At 32.8% G+C, this 20,843-nt stretch carries 18 protein-coding genes; 9 read left to right on the top strand and 9 right to left on the bottom strand.

The features are described from left to right. Positions 1–139 precede the first annotated feature (139 nt). Both OS191_RS07785 and OS191_RS07780 read left to right on the top strand, forming a co-directional pair. Entirely contained in the window at positions 140–1,093 is a 954-nt protein-coding gene (locus tag OS191_RS07785) for a tetratricopeptide repeat protein (protein WP_267155137.1), read from the top strand. A 160-nt stretch (positions 1,094–1,253) separates the two neighbouring features. After that, complete coding sequence (locus OS191_RS07780; RefSeq protein WP_267155772.1) at positions 1,254–2,609, top strand: UDP-N-acetylmuramate--L-alanine ligase; 1,356 nt, start codon at positions 1,254–1,256, stop codon at positions 2,607–2,609. 15 nt (positions 2,610–2,624) lie between these two features. On the opposite strand, the gene OS191_RS07775 is transcribed toward OS191_RS07780, so the two are convergent. Beyond that, entirely contained in the window at positions 2,625–3,203 is a 579-nt protein-coding gene (locus OS191_RS07775) for a porin family protein (protein ID WP_267155136.1), read from the bottom strand. A gap of 38 nt (positions 3,204–3,241) precedes the next feature. Further along, the gene (locus OS191_RS07770) at positions 3,242–4,141 is read right to left on the bottom strand and encodes a proline and serine-rich protein 1 family protein (protein ID WP_267155135.1); all 900 of its coding nucleotides are present in this window, start codon (positions 4,139–4,141) and stop codon (positions 3,242–3,244) included. A 440-nt stretch (positions 4,142–4,581) separates the two neighbouring features. Here OS191_RS07770 and radC point away from each other — a divergent pair, with 440 nt between their 5' ends. From radC to OS191_RS07750, 4 genes are all read left to right on the top strand, one after another. Further along, positions 4,582–5,280 (top strand): RadC family protein, encoded by a 699-nt coding sequence (radC, locus tag OS191_RS07765; RefSeq protein WP_267155134.1) that lies wholly within the window; start codon positions 4,582–4,584, stop codon positions 5,278–5,280. A gap of 93 nt (positions 5,281–5,373) precedes the next feature. Further along, positions 5,374–6,675: a polysaccharide deacetylase family protein gene (locus tag OS191_RS07760; protein ID WP_267155133.1), complete on the top strand. Its 1,302-nt coding sequence runs from the start codon at positions 5,374–5,376 to the stop codon at positions 6,673–6,675. Then, a complete protein-coding gene (locus OS191_RS07755) occupies positions 6,665–7,354 on the top strand; it encodes a YjjG family noncanonical pyrimidine nucleotidase (RefSeq protein WP_267155132.1) in 690 nt (229 codons plus the stop codon). The genes OS191_RS07760 and OS191_RS07755 overlap by 11 nt, the downstream gene beginning before the upstream one ends. 39 nt (positions 7,355–7,393) lie before the next feature. Then, complete coding sequence (locus OS191_RS07750; RefSeq protein ID WP_267155131.1) at positions 7,394–8,215, top strand: hypothetical protein; 822 nt, start codon at positions 7,394–7,396, stop codon at positions 8,213–8,215. Here OS191_RS07750 and OS191_RS07745 read toward each other — a convergent pair. Next, entirely contained in the window at positions 8,212–9,489 is a 1,278-nt protein-coding gene (locus OS191_RS07745; protein ID WP_267155130.1) for a replication-associated recombination protein A, read from the bottom strand. The genes OS191_RS07750 and OS191_RS07745 overlap by 4 nt on opposite strands. A gap of 137 nt (positions 9,490–9,626) precedes the next feature. Between OS191_RS07745 and OS191_RS07740 the strand changes: the two genes are divergently transcribed. After that, a complete protein-coding gene (locus OS191_RS07740; RefSeq protein WP_267155129.1) occupies positions 9,627–10,397 on the top strand; it encodes a rhomboid family intramembrane serine protease in 771 nt (256 codons plus the stop codon). Positions 10,398–10,560: 163 nt separating this feature from the next. Here OS191_RS07740 and rlmB read toward each other — a convergent pair whose 3' ends face one another. The 6 genes from rlmB to OS191_RS07710 all read right to left on the bottom strand — a co-directional run bounded on the left by rlmB (position 10,561) and on the right by OS191_RS07710 (position 19,522). Beyond that, on the bottom strand, positions 10,561–11,310 hold the full coding sequence (gene rlmB, locus OS191_RS07735; protein ID WP_267155128.1) for a 23S rRNA (guanosine(2251)-2'-O)-methyltransferase RlmB: 750 nt from the start codon (positions 11,308–11,310) through the stop codon (positions 10,561–10,563). A gap of 70 nt (positions 11,311–11,380) precedes the next feature. Further along, positions 11,381–12,319, bottom strand: a complete 939-nt coding sequence (locus tag OS191_RS07730; RefSeq protein WP_267155127.1) for a hypothetical protein — start codon at positions 12,317–12,319, stop codon at positions 11,381–11,383. Between the two features lie 21 nt (positions 12,320–12,340). Next, complete coding sequence (locus OS191_RS07725; RefSeq protein WP_267155126.1) at positions 12,341–13,186, bottom strand: hypothetical protein; 846 nt, start codon at positions 13,184–13,186, stop codon at positions 12,341–12,343. Between the two features lie 13 nt (positions 13,187–13,199). Further along, positions 13,200–14,642 carry a SusD/RagB family nutrient-binding outer membrane lipoprotein gene (locus tag OS191_RS07720; RefSeq protein ID WP_267155125.1) on the bottom strand — a complete coding sequence of 481 codons (1,443 nt, stop codon included), beginning with the start codon at positions 14,640–14,642 and terminating at the stop codon, positions 13,200–13,202. A 17-nt stretch (positions 14,643–14,659) separates the two neighbouring features. Further along, complete coding sequence (locus tag OS191_RS07715; protein ID WP_267155124.1) at positions 14,660–17,806, bottom strand: SusC/RagA family TonB-linked outer membrane protein; 3,147 nt, start codon at positions 17,804–17,806, stop codon at positions 14,660–14,662. Positions 17,807–17,926: 120 nt separating this feature from the next. Continuing rightward, positions 17,927–19,522, bottom strand: coding sequence for a POTRA domain-containing protein (locus OS191_RS07710; RefSeq protein WP_267155123.1), 1,596 nt, complete (start codon positions 19,520–19,522; stop codon positions 17,927–17,929). Between the two features lie 442 nt (positions 19,523–19,964). Between OS191_RS07710 and rpsL the strand changes: the two genes are divergently transcribed. Both rpsL and rpsG read left to right on the top strand, forming a co-directional pair. After that, positions 19,965–20,339 carry a 30S ribosomal protein S12 gene (gene rpsL, locus OS191_RS07705; protein ID WP_267155122.1) on the top strand — a complete coding sequence of 125 codons (375 nt, stop codon included), beginning with the start codon at positions 19,965–19,967 and terminating at the stop codon, positions 20,337–20,339. Positions 20,340–20,363: 24 nt separating this feature from the next. Next, positions 20,364–20,840, top strand: coding sequence for a 30S ribosomal protein S7 (gene rpsG, locus OS191_RS07700; RefSeq protein WP_267155121.1), 477 nt, complete (start codon positions 20,364–20,366; stop codon positions 20,838–20,840). Positions 20,841–20,843 lie beyond the last annotated feature (3 nt).

Genomic DNA, 20,843 nt, shown 5'->3' with positions numbered 1-20,843 from the left:
GTAAGATTTTTGTATCAGAAGCAAATCAAAATACGTTCCAAAAAAAATATTGAAAAAAAAACTTGAGCTTGCTTCTGTGAAAATAAGCATTTTTTAAGTGAATAAGAAAGGTTACTTTTGTTATTCCGACGATTTATATATGAAAAAACTGGTTTTATTTTTCTTGTGTCCTCTCTGGTGTTTTTCGCAAACATCCTATCAAGACTTGCAGTTGTTATTGGAGCAAAAAAACTATACAAAAGCCGAAGCTTTAGTGACACCAATTGTTACAAGTAATCCAACCGATGTAAAAGCGATTGAACTCTTAGGAGATACCTATGCCTATCAAGAAAAATGGGATGAAGCTATGGAGCAGTATAAAAAATTAACTAGCTTAAAACCCAAAGTAGCCAATTATCATTATAAATATGGAGGCGCCTTAGGCATGAAAGCCCTTTCTGTAAATAAACTTTCGGCCTTAGTTTATTTAAGCGATTTAAAAGAAGCATTTTTAACAGCAGCAAAACTAGATAAAAACCATATTGAAACCCGTTGGGCATTGGTGGAACTGTACATGCAATTGCCAGCTATAGTAGGAGGAAGTAAAGATACTTCTTTAAAATATGCTGAAGAATTAGAGCAGCTTTCCAAAGTCGATGGCTATCTGGCTAAAGGCTATATTTATGAATATGACGACGAGGCTATATTAGCCGAAAGATATTATAAAAAAGCCATAGAAATAGGTGGTTCTATTACTTGTTATAACAAACTTAGTGAATTCTACGAGAACCAAAAACAACCAGAAAAAGCTATTTCTAATATTGAAGAGGCTCAGGAAAAATTGCAACGCAATGGGTTGCATTATCAGCTTGGTAAAGTCTCTGCCGAATACAATATGCAGTTGGAAAAAGGGGAAGCCTGTTTAAAAAACTACATCAAAAATTATTCGCCAGAAGATGGTGTTCCCATTGCTTGGGCAAATTATAGGTTGGCTCAAATTTACAGACAAAAAAACAATAAAACAGAAGCTCTAAAGTATATAAACCTTGCAGTTAAGGAGCTTCCAGAAATAAAAGTGTTTCAAGAAGAGCGAAGTGCTATCTTGAAGCTTTGATTTCTTTCGCCACGAAGACACAATTGAGTTTCTAATCTCCTTGTTTAATTCTGTGTTTTCTCTGCGAATCTCTGTGTAAAAACCTTTAAAGTTTCAGAACAAAAAACATTCGCAATTTAATTCAAAAAAAGTATCTTTGAAATCACTACAAAACACAACCATGAACGTACATTTTATAGCTATTGGTGGTTCTGCCATGCACAATTTGGCTTTAGCCTTACACAACAAAGGATACCAAGTAACAGGAAGCGACGATACCATTTTTGAACCTTCAAAATCCAGATTGGAAGCTAAAGGATTGTTACCAAAAGCCTACGGTTGGTTTCCTGAAAAAATTACAACTAATTTGGATGCTATTGTTTTAGGCATGCACGCCAAGGCAGACAATCCAGAACTTTTAAAAGCTCAGGAATTAGGTCTGAAAATTTATAGTTATCCAGAGTTTTTGTACGAACAATCAAAAAATAAAACCCGTGTGGTTATTGGTGGATCTCATGGAAAAACGACCATAACGTCCATGATTCTTCACGTGATGCATTACCACAATCGCGATGTCGATTATATGGTTGGTGCACAACTGGAAGGCTTTGATGTTATGGTAAAACTAACAGATGACAACGATTTTATGGTGCTGGAAGGCGACGAGTATTTAAGTTCACCAATTGACAGACGCCCAAAATTTCATCTCTACAAACCAAATATTGCTTTATTAAGTGGTATTGCTTGGGATCATATCAATGTGTTTCCAACTTATGAAAATTACTTGGAGCAATTCAGCATCTTTGTAGATAGTATTGTCAAAGGTGGTAGCATCACCTACAACGAAGAGGATTTAGAAGTAGTAAAAGTGGTGGAAGCTAGTGAAAATACCATTAGAAAATTGCCTTACCAAACACCAGAATACACGGTTGAAAACGGACAAACGCTTTTAGAAACACCCGAAGGACCTTTGCCAATAGAAGTTTTTGGAAAGCATAACTTAAACAATCTGGCAGGAGCCAAGTGGATTTGCCAACACATGGGAATTGATGAAGACGATTTCTACGAAGCCATTGCCACCTTTAAAGGAGCCAGCAAACGTTTAGAGAAAATAGCCGATAGCAATAACAGTGTCGCTTATAAAGATTTTGCGCATTCACCTTCTAAAGTTGAAGCAACAACCAATGCTGTAAAAGAGCAATACCAAGACAGAACTTTGGTTGCTTGTTTAGAATTACATACTTATAGCAGTTTGAATGCTGAATTTCTAAAAGAATATAAAGGCGCATTAGATGCAGCAGATGTGGCTGTGGTATTCTATTCACCACATGCTGTAGAAATTAAAAAGTTAGACGAAGTTACACAAGAACAAATAGCAAATGCTTTTCAAAGAGACGATTTAATTATTTATACCAATCCAGACGATTTTAAAAATTTTCTGTTCTCACAAGATTTTAATAACAAAGCTTTGTTGCTTATGAGTTCTGGAAATTATGGTGGTTTGGATTTTGATGCTGTGAAAGGAATGATTCAATAACTTTTATGACTAGTTTTAAAGGAAATGATAACCAAAACTTAAGAGTGCTGTAAAATTTGTTGCTTCCATATCAACATCTCTATATGGATTGTTATTTACATAATTAACCTCTATTAACTCATTGAATCCTTTATATATTGAAAAGTCAATAAAGAAGTCCTTAATGTTCCATCCAATTCCTAAATTAACTCCATAGTCAAAGGTTTTCATGTCACCTACATCAAATTCATTTTTTTTGGTGTTTAATAAAAATCCTATTTGTGGACCAGCAAGTAAATAGGGTTGCTTGAAAAATTTAAAATTTAGAGGTAAATTAATATAGCTTGTTACATATTGAATGTTATCCGTTAAACTTTCATTATTCCCTTGTTTGTTATAAATAACTTTTGGTCTAAAAGAAATATTATCTTGAAGTGGTAATTCATAAACACCACCAACATGAAAGGTATAAGAATTACTCCCAAGATAAAAGGAATTAAAAAAACCGTCTGTGAGTGTAGAAGTGGTAGCTCCAGCAAACACACCTATTTTATTTTGAGATTGTAAAGAATAAGACAAACATGTTATGAACCCAATAAGTAACAATTTTTTCATTGATATAATTTATTTGAATTTGTTATAATCTTCTGGTACTAATAACCAAGAGACTCAATATATTCATGGAGTTCTTCTATGGTAGATTCAAACTCGAAAGCGTTATTTACTTTCCAATAATTTTCTGGATTATAACAAAATGAATAGGCAAACTTGGCATACTCTAACTTAGTATCTTCAAAATCGAATAAACTTGTAATTTGTGCAATTTGTGCTGAAGTTAAACAGTTACCTCTGGTAACCTGTTTGGCAAGAGTTAATTTAGAATCTGAAAACGTTTTTTTATTAATGGACTCTAAGGCCTGATTAAAATCTGATTCATACATAGCATAACAATCTGCTTCTTCTACTAAAACAACATCAGTGGGAACTCCAATAGTAGTTGTTGTAGTTTGTGTAGTAGTGGTTGAAACTCCAGAATTTACATGAACACCAACACCTACATTATTGCCATCTCCATTTACATCAACCCCAATGTTAATATGGTCGCCATTACCAGAGGTAGTGGTTGTAGTTGTTTGAGTTATGGTTTGAATTGGAGGTAGCGGATTGGCATTGTAATGAATGACAGATACATTGCTTGGTGCTGGTAAAATTTGCTGAAAAGGTGTAAACGAATAATAACGTAATTTTTTTCCTCGGCTAGTGGTCTTAATTTTATAAACAACTTCGCCTCTTCTGCTATCAGCATCCACTACCATAAGATGCTTTTTTTCAAGAACAGGAATGGATGTATCAGCAAAAATAATTTTAGTGTCGTAATAATCATTCACTAAATAATCTATCGCAATATTTACCTGAGGCTCTTCATTTTGTCTAATGCCGTTTAGGACAACATAAAATGGATTTCCATCTTCAGAGAAAATAGTTAATCTGGATTCTTGAGCATGAGCAAATAGACTAACGAAACATAATATTAATAGTGTAAAATTTTTCATAAGGATTATATTTTAAAAACTAAAGTGATTCAATAGCTGTGCCAAAAGTAAGTACTTTTTCATATAAATTATTAAATATACTTCTCTAAAAGCTTAATTTAAAAATTGAATATTTTTTATTCCTTTTAATAATTCACTTCTATCTAACTAAATATGGTTTGGTTTTCTGTGTTTAGATGGTTCGTGGATAGTCCGTACATGGTCCGTATGTAGTCCGTATGTAGTTCGTGTCAATTTTCTTGCTTTTTCACATGAAAAAAAGATGGTCTAGAGAAGTATTTTTTTATTATTCACCAAAATAATTATTGTCTCACCTGGGATGTAATCGCTAAAATAAAATCATTTACTTTCCGTATTTAGGGTGTTTCTAAGAAGAAAGTTCAAGAGCATTTAAGGGCCTTACTTTTCAATGATATATTTACTATATTTATGTTTAGCATATGGAGAAAAAACCGACATCATTTTCAATCAAAAACTGGAACGAAACAGACCAGCCACGAGAAAAACTTCGCGATAAAGGCAAAGCCACTTTAAGCGATGCCGAATTGGTGGCCATACTTATTGGTTCTGGTAGTAGAAATGAAAGTGCGGTCGATTTAAGCAAGCGTATCCTGGCAAGCGTTGATAATAACCTCAATGCACTTGGTAAACTATCTTTAAAACAATTGATGACTTTTAAAGGCATTGGTGAAGCCAAAGCCATTACCATTGCTGCTGCTCTAGAATTAGGAAGAAGAAGAGGAGGAGAGGAGCTCATCCAAAAAAAGAAGATAACCTCTAGTCTATCGGTTTTTCAAATCATGCAACCCATTCTGGGAGAGTTGCCCCACGAAGAATTCTGGATTTTGTATTTAAATAATTCGAATAAAATTATTCAAAAAAACCAATTGAGCAAAGGAGGGATTACTGGAACTTTAGTCGATGTGCGTTTGGTACTTAAAAATGCTCTAGAAGTTGGAGCCACAGGACTTATTTTGGTGCATAATCATCCGTCAGGAACTTTAAAACCTAGTGAAGCTGATAAACAAATTACTAGAAAGTTAAAACTAGCTGGAGAAAGTTTGGATATAAAGATTCTAGACCACGTAATCATTACAGAAAAAGCCTACTTTAGCTTTGCAGACGAATCCCTCATGTGAAAGTGCCAAATACCATGAAAAACACAGATGTTAAGCCATTAGAATTCAGTAATTTTGGAATTAGAATTTAAAACCTGATATTTAAACGCATTCATGCTCTTAGTTTATACACATAAAATATCACCTCGATTAAAATATGCCTTTAAACATATTTTTACAAGAATCTTAGGGGTTCCTGTAAATTTCACAACTACTATAGAAGACTTTATCGCACACGATAGTCTTAAAATGTCTTATGCAAAACAGCCCTTGAGTAATGAGATCTTTGTAAGAAGCCATGATATTTTATTCGAACAAGGGATTTCAGATGTTGAGATAAACGTGCATGATTGGGAAGAAACCAAATGCTTTTTTATTAATGGTGAAAAAAGTGCAATCCCTTTCGATATATTTTCTGCTTCATTTTATTTATTAAGTAGGTATGAAGAATATTTACCCCATGTAAAAGATGATTATGGCAGATTTACTCCACAGGAAAGCATTGCGTTTAACCATGGATTTTTACATCAGCCAGTAGTAGATATTTGGGCTTATAAATTCAGAAAAATCTTTGAACACAATTATCCAGATTTTCAGTTTCCAGAAAGAAAATATTCCATAAAACCTATTATAGATGTGCCTTCAGCTTATAATTTCAAATTAAAAGGAATAATGAGAACTCTTGGAGGAACGGCTAAAGATATTCTTAGTTTTAATTTCAAAAAACTCTACTATAGATACATGGTGCTTTTTGGGTTTAAACGTGATACTTACGACACTTTTAAATACATTATAAACAAACAAAAGCACAGCTCATCTAAATTCTTGTTTTTCTTTCTTATTGGCGATTATTCTACCTACGATAAAGGTGTTGATGCTCAAAAACGAAAATTTGTTACGCTCATCAAGCAGGTTGCAGATTATTGTCAAGTAGGTTTGAAAGCATCTTATTTTGCCCTAGAAGACATAGACATTTTAAAGAAGGAAAAATCGCGAATGGAATCCATTTTAAATTCATCTTTAATAGCTTCTAGACAGTCGTTTTCAAAATTAAACTTGCCTGAATCTTACAGAAATTTGGTAGAATTGGAGATTTTAGAGGATTATACTATGGGGTATATCAATCATCCAGGGTTTAGAGCAGGAACTTGCACACCTTTTTTGTTTTACGATTTAGATTACGAAATACAAACACCTTTAAAAATAACCTCTTATCATTTATTGGATTATTCCTTATTGAAAATACATTCCCTATTGGATAAGAAAAAAGCTCTCAACGAAATTATCTCTCAAGTAAAGCAGGTTAATGGCGAATTTGTTCCCGTATTTCATAATTATACCTTTAGCGATGTGGACAGATGGAAAGGATTTAAAGAATTGTTTAACATGATATTAGAATCAGCACATGAAGATTAAGGGCATCAAAGATGTTTTTTTCGACTTAGATCATACCCTTTGGGATTTTGATAAAAACTCGGCTTTAACATTTAATAAAATTTTTAAAATGCATGATGTGGCCATAGACATAGATGAGTTTTTAAGCCACTACGAACGCATAAATTTAGATTATTGGAAACTTTATAGAGAAGAAAAAATTGACAAAGAATCTTTAAGATACAACCGTTTAAACGATACTTTTAATAAAATATCGTTTCAGGCAGATAGGACTTTAATTAATAGATTATCTATTGATTATATTACCTATTTGTCATCATTTAATCATCTGTTTGATTATACCTTAGATATTTTAAACTACCTCAAGCCTAAGTATCATTTACATATAATAACTAATGGATTTAAAGAAGCACAAGAAAGTAAATTAAGGAATTCTAACATCCATCATTTCTTTAAATCGGTTACAGATTCTGAACAAGCTGGAGTTAAAAAACCCAACCCAATAATTTTTAATCATGCATTGAATAAGGTAGATGCTAATCCAAAAACAAGTATCATGATTGGAGATAATATGGAAGCAGATATTTTAGGCGCCTTAAATATTGGTATGGAAGCTATTTACTTTAATTATCTAAAAACATTTGCAGAAAGTAAAATCAGGCAGATAAATAATTTAGAAGAATTAAAATTGTTTTTATAAAACTTGGCTATCTTTACACGAATTAAAAAATTACTAAAAATGTTAAAGAAATTTCTGATTATAGCTATTGTTTTCACATCAACTATGTCATCATTTTCGCAACACAGTGTCAATGATTATAAATATGTTATTGTTCCAAATTCTTACGATTTTTTAGATGAAGATGATCAATTTCAACTTAATTCAATTTCACATTTCTTATTTAATAAATACGGATTTACAGCTCTGAAAGAAGACGACATTTTTCCAGAAGATTTAATGTTTAATCCTTGTTTGGCTTTAAAATCTGATATGATTGACGATTCTGGAGCTTTTAAAACCAAATTAAAAGTGCAATTAAAAAATTGTAAAGGTGATATTGTATATCTATCTGAAGACGGTGAGAGTTTTGAAAAAAAATACGCGATAGCATACAATAAAGCCTTAAGAGATGCTTTTTTATATGTAAAAGCTTTAAACTATACATACGTTCCTAACGAAACCATTTTGGCCATGGGAACTGCTAAAAATGACACTTCAAAACAAGAAATAGAACAGCTTAAAGAAGAGCTTGCGGCATTAAAAGAAGCAAAGAGTACTGAGGTCATTACCGATGTTGCTATAGCAGAAACCGTTGTTGAAGTTACAGATACAATTACAGAAACTAAAGAAACACTTTTATTTGCTCAGAAAACAGAAGGGGGTTATCAATTAGTAGATAAATCGTCTAAAGTGGTTATGGTATTATTAAACACCAGAAATCCAGAAGTTTTTATGGTTCAAGGTAAAAATGCCATGGTATTTAAAGAAGATGGTTCATGGTTTCTTTCTGAAAATAATGGTACTGAGGTAACAAGTTCCAAACTTAATATCAAGCTTTAATACTTGTATTTATCTTTCCAACGTATTTTTAAAAACTCCCTTTGCACATTTTCTCTAGAATTATTTCCCGGACTATAGAGGATGGAGTTTTTTATCTCCTCTGGTAAAAATTCTTGTTCAGCAAAATTATTGTCGTAGTTATGAGCATATTTATAATCTTCGCCATAACCTATTTCTTTCATTAGTTTAGTTGGTGCATTCCGGATAGAAAGTGGTACGGAAAGATCTCCAGTTTGTTTAACCAATTGTTGGGCTTTATTAATGGCTTCATAAGCCGCATTACTTTTTGGTGAACACGCAAGATACGTGGCACACTGACTTAAAATAATTCGCGATTCTGGATGTCCAATAGTAGAAACTGCTTGAAAGGTATTGGTCGCCATTATTAAAGCTGTAGGATTTGCATTGCCAATATCTTCACTAGCAAGTATGAGTAATCTTCTAGCAATAAATTTCACATCCTCTCCACCTTCAATCATTCTTGCTAACCAATACACAGCTGCATTTGGATCGCTTCCACGTATAGATTTTATAAAAGCAGAAATAATGTCGTAATGTTGTTCGCCCGTTTTATCATAGCGAACCGTGTTGTTTTGAACCTTTTGTAAAACAGACTCGTTTGTAATAACAATTTTATCTGACGTTTCAGAATTTACTATCAATTCAAAAATATTCAATAGCTTTCTAGCATCACCTCCAGAAAGGCGCAATAAAGCTTCAGTTTCTTTTAGTTCAACATCTTTTTTGGAGATGTGTTCATCTTTTTCAATAGCACGCTTTAAAAGGGCTTCTAAATCATTTTTACTAAAAGAATTTAAAATATAAACCTGACAACGCGATAATAATGCCGGAATAACTTCAAAACTGGGATTTTCGGTGGTAGCTCCAATTAAGGTTACCCAACCTTTTTCTACTGCTTGTAATAAAGAATCTTGTTGCGATTTACTAAACCTATGAATTTCATCAATAAATAGAATGGGATTTTTAGTTGTAAATAAACCTCCACTTGTTTTAGCTTTTTCAATAATTTCACGAACATCTTTCACACCAGAACTTATAGCACTTAATGTATAAAATGGTCTGCCAGATTCTGTGGCAATAATATTTGCCAAAGTTGTTTTGCCAATTCCTGGAGGCCCCCAAAATATCATAGAAGGAATTAATCCTTGTTTTATTTGTTTGGTTAACGCTCCATGGTCTCCAATAAGATGTGTTTGACTAATATAATCATCTAAAGTTTTTGGACGCAATCTTTCGGCTAATGGCTCATTCATATGGTAAAAATAATATAAATTCCTGCTTAGTCAGAATTTTCAATAAAAGAAATGTAAGTCTTTTAAAGGACATCTGACAATTTTACATAAATTATAATTTTGGTCATGTATTTGTAATAAAACCTTTAAATTTAAACATGCAATCAAAAGAGCATTTTCAGTTTTCAAATGGCGTTATTTTATATCCCATTTTTTTTGTTCTACTAATATGGTTGGTATTTTGGGTAGAAATACGTTTTGGTTTAGATTTTAATAAGTATGGTATTTACCCCCAAACCATAAAAGGTTTACGTGGCGTATTATTTAGCCCATTTATTCATTCTGGAATTTCTCACTTATATCATAACACCATTCCTCTTTTTGTTTTAACAGCTGCATTGTTTTATTTTTACAAACCAATAGCATGGAAAGTGGTTCTATACGGGATTTTAGTGTCTGGATTAATTACTTGGGGTATTGGAAGACCATCCTATCATATTGGAGCAAGTGGATTAATTTATGTTTTGGTAAGTTTTACTTTTTTTAAAGGGATATTTGCTAGATATTATCGCTTAATCGCCTTGTCTTTATTGATCGTGTTTTTATATGGAAGCATGATATGGTATGTGTTTCCAATTGTAGATGGTGTTTCTTGGGAAGGACATACAGCAGGATTAATTACAGGCTTTATATTTGCTCTAATCTTTAGGAAAGAAATAGCTAAACCCAAAAAATATGCATGGGAAGAAGAAACTTATAATGAAGATGAAGACCCGTTTCTAAAACATTTTGATGAAAATGGAAACTTTATTGAGCTGCCTGAAATTGAAGTAGAAAATGAAGTTGATGATAGAGTAGAGGAAAAGGTTGAAATAAAAAAGAACCAAGATCCTATAGTAAACTATACTTTTAAACCGAATAAAGAGTAAGTTTATAAAATTCCAAATTCGAAATTTCTTGTTTTTTTAGTAAAGGAGTAAATTAGCAACCTTTAGCTAATAATTCGATGTATTGAATTAGAATCAAGTATGCATTCTTTGTTATTTAAGTTGGATATATTTGATTCAACAATCAACAATCAACAATCAACAATCAACAATCAACAATCAACCGTCGTTGTCTCACGACTTCATATAAAAACACGCCACAAGCAACAGATACGTTTAAAGACTCTATCTCACCCAATAAAGGTAACTTAGCTTTATCATCTACTAATTTTAATACAGAAGGATTGATTCCTCTCCCTTCCGAACCCATAATAATGGCACAGGGTTCTTTAAAAGAAATATCGTAAATAGTATTCTCTGTTTTTTCTGTTGCAGCTATTACCTTAATGCCTGAAGCTTGAAGATAAAACATAGCATCTTTAATATGGTCTACTTTAGAAATAGGAACTTTAAATACAGCACCAGCACTTGTTTTGATGGTGTCTCCATTAACAGGAGCACCACCTTTTTTCTGTATAATAATGCCATCAACGCCAGTACATTCTGCAGTTCTGATAATAGCTCCAAAATTTCTTACATCGCTTATTTGATCTAATAGTATAAATAAAGGTGTTTTACCAGATTCTATAACATTCATAACAAGGTCTTCTATGTCATGAAATGCAATAGGTGAAATTTGGGCCACGGCACCTTGATGATTCTTATTAGTTAACCTATTTAATTTTTCAACAGGAACATAAGAGCTGTTTATATTTTCTTTACGAATTAGAGTTTCTAACTCGTTAAATAAGTCGCCTTTAAGACCTTTTTGAAGAAACACCTTTTCAAGAGTTTTACCAGAATTAATGGCTTCGATGATAGCTCTTAAACCAAATATTTGTGTGCTGTTTTCCATAAAACAAAGGTATAAAAAAAACCATCTCGAAAGAGATGGTTTTTTTTATTATAATAAAAATACATAATTTTTATAATGGAGTAACCACATAGTTGTATCCACCAGTTACTTCTACTGTAGCTATAGCTATTGCAACTTCACCAACTAGATGAGGATCTGAAACAGGGTTACTAATATTAGAAGTTAGTCCTTCAGTAACAAAACTACCAGTAGTATCAGGGAATCCACACTGACTATAAGAAGTAGTAAGTACAATTGGAACATCAACTATATCATCATCATCATTCACATAATAATCTTCAAATGGGTTTTCAAATACATCAGCTACGATATAATAAGTACCATCAGCCAAACCAGAAATTACATCTACTTCAGTACAATCTGAAGTTCCAGATATATATCCTAAAGCATTACCCATATCATCAAATAATACAGTATCAATATCTAAACCACAGAAATCAATTTCAACTTCAGTTCCTGCTTGATCTGTGAAAGTATAAGTACCTTCCCAACCAACAGATATTTCAAGAGCATCATTTACCCAATCAATTATAGTAATGTCCATAGAAAATGGTGCCATTTTAGCATTTGCAATATTATCTCCATAACTAATAGTTAAAGTTTCTTCTCCTTCAACACCACTTTCACATTCTCTCCAAATAGTCACATTTGCAGTGGCTGAAGTATGTCCAGAAGTGATAACAATCGTTCCTCCTGAGAAATCACTTGAACCTGCAGTTCCACCAACTTGTACTAAAGGAATATGAATGTCTGCAAATACTGGTTCTGGAATAGAAGCAGTTACTTCAATTTCATATCCTAAGCCTTCATCATCTGGATCGATCATACTCTCATCAACAACAACACTTGTGCTAGCTGTAGATAGAGTAACCGTTGGACTTGAATAATTAATCATACTCGCGCCTGTATGGTCGTCTTCACTACAAGAAGTAGCTAATACACCAGCAGATAGTGCAAGTAAGAATATAGATTTTAATTTATTTTTCATCTTTAAAATTTTAGTCGATTATTATTGTTTAACATAAACATTTTGATATGTTCTATTACCTGATCCGAATTCAATTTCATAATTGATTACTAAATTCCCGTTAGCTAATACAGAACCATCATCTGTTGGATTTACTCCATTAGAATAATATCCTTGTGCAAGATTTTGAGGTGGAACTGTTAATGTACTACACGTATCATTAAAATTATAACCTTGATCTGGAGCAATATCACCAAACCCCCATAATCCAGTAGTCTTAGCTTTGTAATAACCAGGAGAAACCTCGATAACTGGTTCAATACCATGGTTTACAGCAGCACCGTCGTCTCTAGTTGCAGTTACATCGTAATTACCAGCTAAGTTAGAAGCACAATTAACTACAACTGAAAATGCACCCATACTAGGAGAGAAGTAATATGAATCTCCATCAGTTTGGTATAACTTTACTTTAAAAGTAAAAACATCACCAATTCTTAAGTCTGAAGCATCGATTCCCAAACCTGATACATACTCTTCAATAGAATCGTATGTTAAGTTAAAAGGTAGTGTTGAAACATCTCCAACAATAGCTTCTGGGCCATCGTTTAAAGTTTTAACAATTTCTAATCTAGAAACATTAGAATAGTTACCTAAAGATAATAATGAGTTAAAATCTAATTCAACATCTGCATTATCGAATGCTATTGCAGAATTTGATATATCTGTAGCATCAAGTGGTGTTCCTAAAACTTTACCACTAGAATCGCTTACATCAACAACCAATCCACCTTCATCGGCTACTGGCATACTATTATCAGGATCAGTATCACAACCAACAAATAATGTTAGTGCGAAAAATAACGTCAATAAATAATTTAATTTTTTCATTTTCTTTTTTTTTTTAGTTCATCCACCATACTGGCGAAGTTAATTTATCTCCTCCTGATAAGTTACCTACAGCTGCATTATAGTTGGCAGCATTTAAAGATGCCTCAATTACAGGGTAAGTATATCTAGAAGGAATTTGGCTAATAGCTCCATCGATAGCTGGAGTTAAAACTGGGTAACCAGTTCTTCTCCATTCAGTCCAAGCTTCAAAACCTTGACTGTATAAAGCTAACCATTTTTGAGTAGCAATTTGTTCTCTAGCAAATCCAGGAGTGAAAATAACACTTCCAGTGTAATAACCAGTAACATCAGCACCATCGTTTTCAGCAAAACTAGCTTCAATTCCTGATTGGTAATATGCAGCGGCTGCACCATTACCACCAGAGATATACCCTTCAAAAGCAGCTTCAGCTAATAAGAATTGTAATTCAGTATAGCTTAAAAATACAGCTGGTAATTCAGGACGTAAGTAAAACTCTCCTAAAGGTGAAACGTTTGCATAGTTATAATCATTACTAGGAACATCATTATATCCAGAAGGTTTTCCTCTATAATCTCCATCACCATTTGGTTGAGCTATAACAGGTAATCTAGCATCATTAGGTAAACCACCTACTGTACCATCCATTCTATCTACAATCGCAGAATTCACTTTCCATTCGTTTCTAGTTCCAAATACAACCGATTCGTAAATTGGGTTTGCATTAGGAGCATCAGATAAATATACTAAGTTAGCATCATCATCACTAGAAGAGAATAATAAACCACTGTTTACTAAAGCTTGCATTTCGCTAGCTCTTAAATCTTTTCCAGATATTCTCATTAAAGCTCTAAACTTTAAAGATGCAGCAAATTTTCTCCATTTAGAAACATCACCACCATACATAATATCTTGGCTAGAATCTAAAGATCCGTTTGCAGGATTTAATTTAGAGATAGCTTCGTCTAAAAGAGCTATAGACCCATTATAAACAGCTTGTTGAGAATCGTATACAGGTGAAATATTTGTCGCTCCTTGTAAAGCTTCAGAAAATGGTACATCACCATAAAGATCAGTTAACAATAAGAATGCATAAGCTTTCATTGTTAAAGCAGCTCCTTGAGATACTAAATTTTCTTCTTCAACTGCTAGGTTATACATGGCATTAGCATCTGCTGCTGTGCTCTCATATAAAGTAGCCCATACATTTCCAATAGCACTTTCTCTTGGAAGATATCTTTCCTCGTCGTTATACTGAACTTTAGCAAAGTGTTGAGCCCAACACGATCCCATATCACCACCATTAAAGGTGCTGTACATTACATTCCCAGTAGTTCTTATCATACTTCCTAAAAGTAATTCTGAAGGAACCGCTGTAGGATCGTTAGGGTTTTTATTTAATTCATCAAAGTCTTTATCACAGCTCACAAATACCAAGCCCATGAATAAAAAGACAATAAAATTTATTTTTTTCATAATCTATTTTTTTATAATTAGAATTTAAGGTTAACGTTGAAAGAAATACTTCTTGCAGAAGGAAGTTGACCAAATTCCTGACCTAAGTTTGAATTATCGTTACTAAAAGCACTTTCTGGATCGATATGTGGAACTTTCTTATAAAGGAAAGCTAAGTTTCTACCTACTACAGAGAAGTTAACATCATCTAAAGCAATATTAGATAACCATTTTTTAGGGAACGTATACGTTAAACCTAATTGTCTTAATTTGATGTAAGATGCATCATACACAGAACTTTCAGCAACACTGTTAGAGTATGCTCTTTTGTTATAGTTTTCTGCAGATACAATTACGTTGTTAGCAACATATTCAGGATTAGCATCAGTACCAATATTCATAGTACCTTGACCAACTACACCAGTTTCACGACCTTGAATTGTTTCTTCAAGAACACCAGCATATCTACCCCAAGTTGAAGTCATCGTGTAAATGTCTCCACCCATTTTTCCGTCAACTAAAGCATCAAATCTAAAGTTTTTGTAAGATACTATTAAGTTAGCACCACCAGTCCAATCTGGAGTTACATTACCTAATACTTCACTTCCACCAATTACAGGTAAACCATTTTCGTAAAGAATTTCTCCATTTGGAGCTCTTTCAAAAGCAGGACCTACAATAGTTCCATAAGATTCACCAACTCTAGCTTCAACTGTTGTACTCCATTGTCCACCAAGAACTAAAGTTTCTAAGTCTCCTAAAGAAACAACTTTGTTGTCGTTTTGACCATAGTTTAATTCTAAGTCAACTTGCCAGTCGTCAGTCTTAACTAACGTACCACCTAATTGAATTTCAATACCTTTATTTCTCATTTCTCCAACATTTTGTAGCGAAGAACCACTACCTGTAGCAGAAGATAATTGTACATCAACAATTAAGTCTTCAGACGTTTGATCGTAGTAAGTTGCATCGAAACGCAATCTGTTTTCAAATAATCTTGCATCTAAACCAAACTCGTAACCTGAAGTAGTTTCAGGTCCAATTTCTGGGTTATTGATAGCAGAAGGTAAGAACACAAAGTTGGTACCATCCCAACCATCTGTTGCAAACTGATAAACATCTTGTAATCTATAAGCACCTAATGCACCAGTAGAACCTACTTTAGACCAACCTCCTCTAATTTTTAAAAGAGATACAGTAGATTTGTCCATATTGAAGATATCACTTAATACAGCACTTAATGTAACAGAAGGATAGAAGAATGAGTTATTATCAACAGGTAATAAACTAGACCAGTCGTTTCTTGCAGTTACATCAACAAATAACATGTTTTTGAATCCAATTTGACCAAAACCATATAAACTGTTAATTTTTTGTTCTGTATAAGAAGCACCTTGAATTGGATCTACTCCAGTTTTAACGTTACTTACGTTATATAAACCTGGCAACTCTAATTGAGGAGCAGTTGCATAGATTAATTCAGTTTTTCTATACATTGTGTTTCCACCTGCATTTAAAGAGTAAGTAAAATCGTCTGTAATGTTTCCAGCAGAAGATAAAAGAATCTCACTGTTGTTTTCACTAAAAGTTCTATCAATTACTCTGTAGTATCCTTCAGGAGCATCGTTAGTTCCTTTAGCTTTTCTTTCTGTTGTTTGAGATTTAGAGTAATCTAAACCTGTTTTACCAGAGATAGTTAACCAATTAGTCACATCAAAAGAAACATTCACACCACCAATTAAACGGTCTTTATTATAACCATTTAAGTTTGTGTTTAATGCCCAATATGGGTTATTTTGGAAAACGTTGTTCCAGTTTAAAGGAGTTCCTTCGTTGGCAGTTCCTACTGGAGCTAACGGTAAATTCTCATAATCTTTTAAAGCATTCCAATCTACGTTACGTCCACCCCACATCATTGATTGTACAGGATTCGCATTACTGTAACCTACAGTTACTAAGTTGTCAGCTTCAGATTTAATATATTTAGCATTTAAAGACACATTGATCTTTTCGCTAACTTGTAAAGATGTTACACCAGAGATGTTATATCTTCTAAAGTCTGTATTTGGAACCATACCTTCTTGATCTAAAAGACCTAAAGATAATCTGAAATTAGCTTTTTCGCCACCTCCAGAAAAAGAGATATTGTTATTTAAAGTAAGACCAGTTTCGTAGAAATCTTTAATGTTATCTGGTTGAGATACCCATGGAAGTGGTGCACCATCAACTGTATAAGAATTCCATTGTACGAATTCGTAACCAACATCTAGAGCAGGACCCCAACTTTCATCAATTCCACCATCACCATTCTGACCATCAACATATTCGAAAAAGAATGGGTTTCCACCTTGTCCGTAAGAGTTTTGGAAATCTGGTAATAATAAAGGATTCTCAAAAGAAGCAGAAGAACTAAAAGTAATTCCTAACTTATCTTTAGACGAAGATCCTTTTTTAGTAGTAATAACAATTACTCCATTAGCAGCACGTAAACCATATAACGCAGCTGCGTTAGGTCCTTTAAGTACAGTAACAGATTCAATGTCATCAGGATTGATGTCTGCAGCTCCGTTTGGTAAATCAAAACCACCACCGTCGCCAGCAGTACCTGTATTCGAGTTGTTAACAGGAATCCCGTCAATTACGAATAAAGGTTGGTTGTTACCAGTAATACTGGATGCACCTCTTAAAACGATTCTTGAAGAAGAACCTGTTGCACCAGAACTGTTAGTAACTTGTACACCTGCAACTTTACCAGAAAGAGAGTTTACTACGTTCGTCTCATTAGACTCAGCAATGTCGTCACCCTTAACTGTTTGTACAGCGTAACCAATTGATTTTTCCTCTTTCTTAATTCCTAATGCAGTAATAACTACCTCGTCGATAGCTTGTACATCAGGTGTCATACTAAAGGACATCGTGTTAGAAGCTCCAACAGTCATGTCTTTTTTGGTATAACCAACAAAAGAGTAAGATAAAACATCTCCAGTACTAGCAGAAATGGAATAATTTCCATCAAAATCTGTTTGTGTACCATTTGTTGTACCTTTTACAATAATATTAACTCCAGGAAGGGGTAACCCGTTTTCATCGGACACAGTTCCTGAAATTGTTTTTTCCTGTGCAAACGTAAATTGCACAACAAACGCTAGGAATAGCGTTAAAATTCCACTAAACTTTGTTTTCATTTTATATTTTATTTGAATTAGTCTATGCCAAAAATCATAATAAAAAGTTAATTAAACAATATTTAAGGGTTAAAATTTCAATTTATTTTAAAAATAGCGTGAAATTCAGTTAAAATACCCTTAAAAAAACGCTGTCAAACTTAAGTGGACTTGAGAATTCGAGAATTTAAAGGTTTGGTTCTCACTTTTACCATTTGCGAAATTAAATTTTAATAGTCCCGCTTTTGTAATTAACCCAAAGCCAAACCCAAAACTATACAGCTTTTCCTTCTGCTCTAAGAGCTTATTTTCTAGATATGCAGCATCAATTATAGAGTGGATATATATACTATTATTAAATACATATCTATATTCTGTGTTTAAAACTCCAAATAAGGTTGCAGAAAGGCTGTTTTCTTCGAACCCTCTAATAGAATTGATTCCACCAAACCTAGCTAATTCGTTTTCAAAATAATTATCTGAAAACAATCCGTATCCATTGACTCTTATAAAGATGCTGTTTTTGACGTTTAAATTAAATATATTGAAGGCATCCAATAATAATTGATACTGTTTTGTTGAATTGTTTTCGTATTTACGATTTCCAGTTTCAAGTTGAATATCTAATAAAGCATTTGTGTTAAATAAAATATTCTCTTTTTGCCTGCTTTTATATTGATACCTTACATTGTAAAACAAAGTTGAATAATCCTTTATGGTTGGATTTGTATATAATGAATCTAATAAGTTGTTAGATTGTATGGATCTAACTCCTACAAATAACTTGTTTTTTGGATTTAATTGATAGAATATTTTAGCATTTTGGTTAGAGGTAGAATATGACGAATCTTTTTTAAGTAATCCCAACTCTAATTCTGTTCCAATTGGTGTGCTAAATAAGTAAGGTAAGTTTAAGTTAACTTGAAATGTTTTTTGTTCGTTCTCATCACTTTTGTAAACAAGCCTAAAAGATTCTCCATAATTTAAATTATTAGTTAATTCTAAATTGAGATAACCACTAAATTCAATATTGTTAGTTTCTTCATTTGTGCCAAAACCAATAAACCCATCAAAATTATTGCTTTTAACTTTATCAATAAATAAGTAAAGGGTTGTGGAATCTTTTGTGAATAATATTTCAGGATCCTTAAGTTGGCTTGCAAAGGGGAGTTCGTTAAATGCTTCGACCTGTTTTTTAATCTGTGTTAAATTAAAAACATCATTTTTCTTAATTTTTAAATAATATTTTAAAAAGGACTTTGGAAATTTTTCATATCCTTTAATAATAATTTTATCAATTTGTCTAGTTGTAATTTTTTCTGAACGAATTAACGTAGCGTCTATTTCAGAATTCTCCTTTATAATAATATCAGAAAGTTTTAATGTGCTAAATGGGTCTCCCGTCTCAGATAATTTTAAGTTTATGGTTGAAAGTGCTTTTTCGGTATCTTGAATTTGAATTGTAAAATAATCTTCAAAAACATTTTTAGATACTAATTCAATGTACTTTCTAGGGATGATACTATCGTTAAAGTAAATGTGTAACAGATGGTATTTTTTATTTAGCTTGAAAGTAGCAGTCAGTAAAGAATCTTCTCTTATGGTAGATAACAAACTATTCTCTAAATAGCCAATGGTGTTAAGTTTTTTTTGGAATTTTTTTATTTCGTTTGAAACAGATTCAAAATCTTTGTGAAATTTAGTATATCTAATAGAGTCTATGGTTTTGGTTTCCATAGAATCTTTACTAATTATTTTTAGCTGTAAATCTTGACAGTAAACTTGTGAAGAAAAAATAAAAAAAATAACAAGTATATGGTAGGGTAATTTAATCACTTTATGAAACAACTATTTGAATTGTAAAACTAACGTAAAAAGAAGAGTTATTATATATCTATAGGTGTAATTTTTAGGTTCTAATAGTATTGTGACTCTTTTAACGAATATCTAAAATAGACATGCCATTAGAATTCGTTCTTTAAACAATAAGATAAATACAAATAAAAACAGCCTTTAAATAGCCATTTACACTTTTGTTTTCCGACAATTAAAGAAAGGGATAAAAAAAAATATAGGCTAAGTTGTGAAAATTAATTAATTAACGTTTGAAAAATTAAAATAAATTTCTACATTTGCACCCCTCTAATAAGAGGTATTAGTAAATTATTATATAAAATATATGCCAACAATTTCACAATTAGTACGAAAAGGAAGAACCAAATTGACCAAGAAGAGTAAATCGGTTGCTTTAGATTCGTGTCCACAAAGACGTGGAGTTTGTACTCGTGTTTACACTACTACACCTAAGAAACCTAACTCTGCAATGCGTAAAGTAGCGAGAGTAAGGTTAACTAATGGTAAAGAAGTAAACGCTTACATTCCAGGAGAAGGACACAATTTACAAGAGCACTCGATAGTATTGGTTAGAGGTGGAAGGGTAAAAGATTTGCCAGGAGTTAGATATCACATTGTTCGTGGTGCCTTAGACACAGCAGGTGTTGCAGGTAGAACACAACGTAGATCTAAATATGGTGCAAAACGCCCTAAGAGTTAATTAAAGAAAACTTAAGAAGAAGACATGAGAAAAAGAGCAGCAAAAAAGAGACCACTTTTGCCAGATCCACGTTTTAACGATCAGTTAGTAACTAGATTCGTTAATATGATGATGTGGGACGGTAAAAAGTCAGTAGCTTTTAAAGTGTTTTACGATGCAATTGATATCGTAGAAGAAAAGAAAACAGACGAAGAAAAAACGGCTTTAGAATTATGGAAAGATGCCTTGTCTAACGTTATGCCTCACGTAGAAGTACGTAGTCGTAGAGTAGGTGGAGCGACATTTCAAATTCCAATGCAAATTCGTCCAGATAGAAAAGTTTCAACTGCAATGAAATGGCTAATTAGCTATTCTCGTAAAAGAAACGAAAAATCTATGGCACAACGTTTAGCTTCAGAAATTTTGGCAGCAGCTAAAGAAGAAGGAGCAGCTGTTAAGAAAAGAGTGGATACTCATAAGATGGCAGAAGCAAATAAAGCATTCTCACACTTTAGATTTTAATAA

It is taken from the genome of Xanthomarina sp. F2636L (assembly GCF_026410195.1).
Taxonomy (GTDB): Bacteria; Bacteroidota; Bacteroidia; order Flavobacteriales; family Flavobacteriaceae; genus Xanthomarina.
The sequence above is the reverse complement of the archived record's forward strand: the minus strand, read 5'-3'. Positions and strand labels throughout refer to the sequence as shown.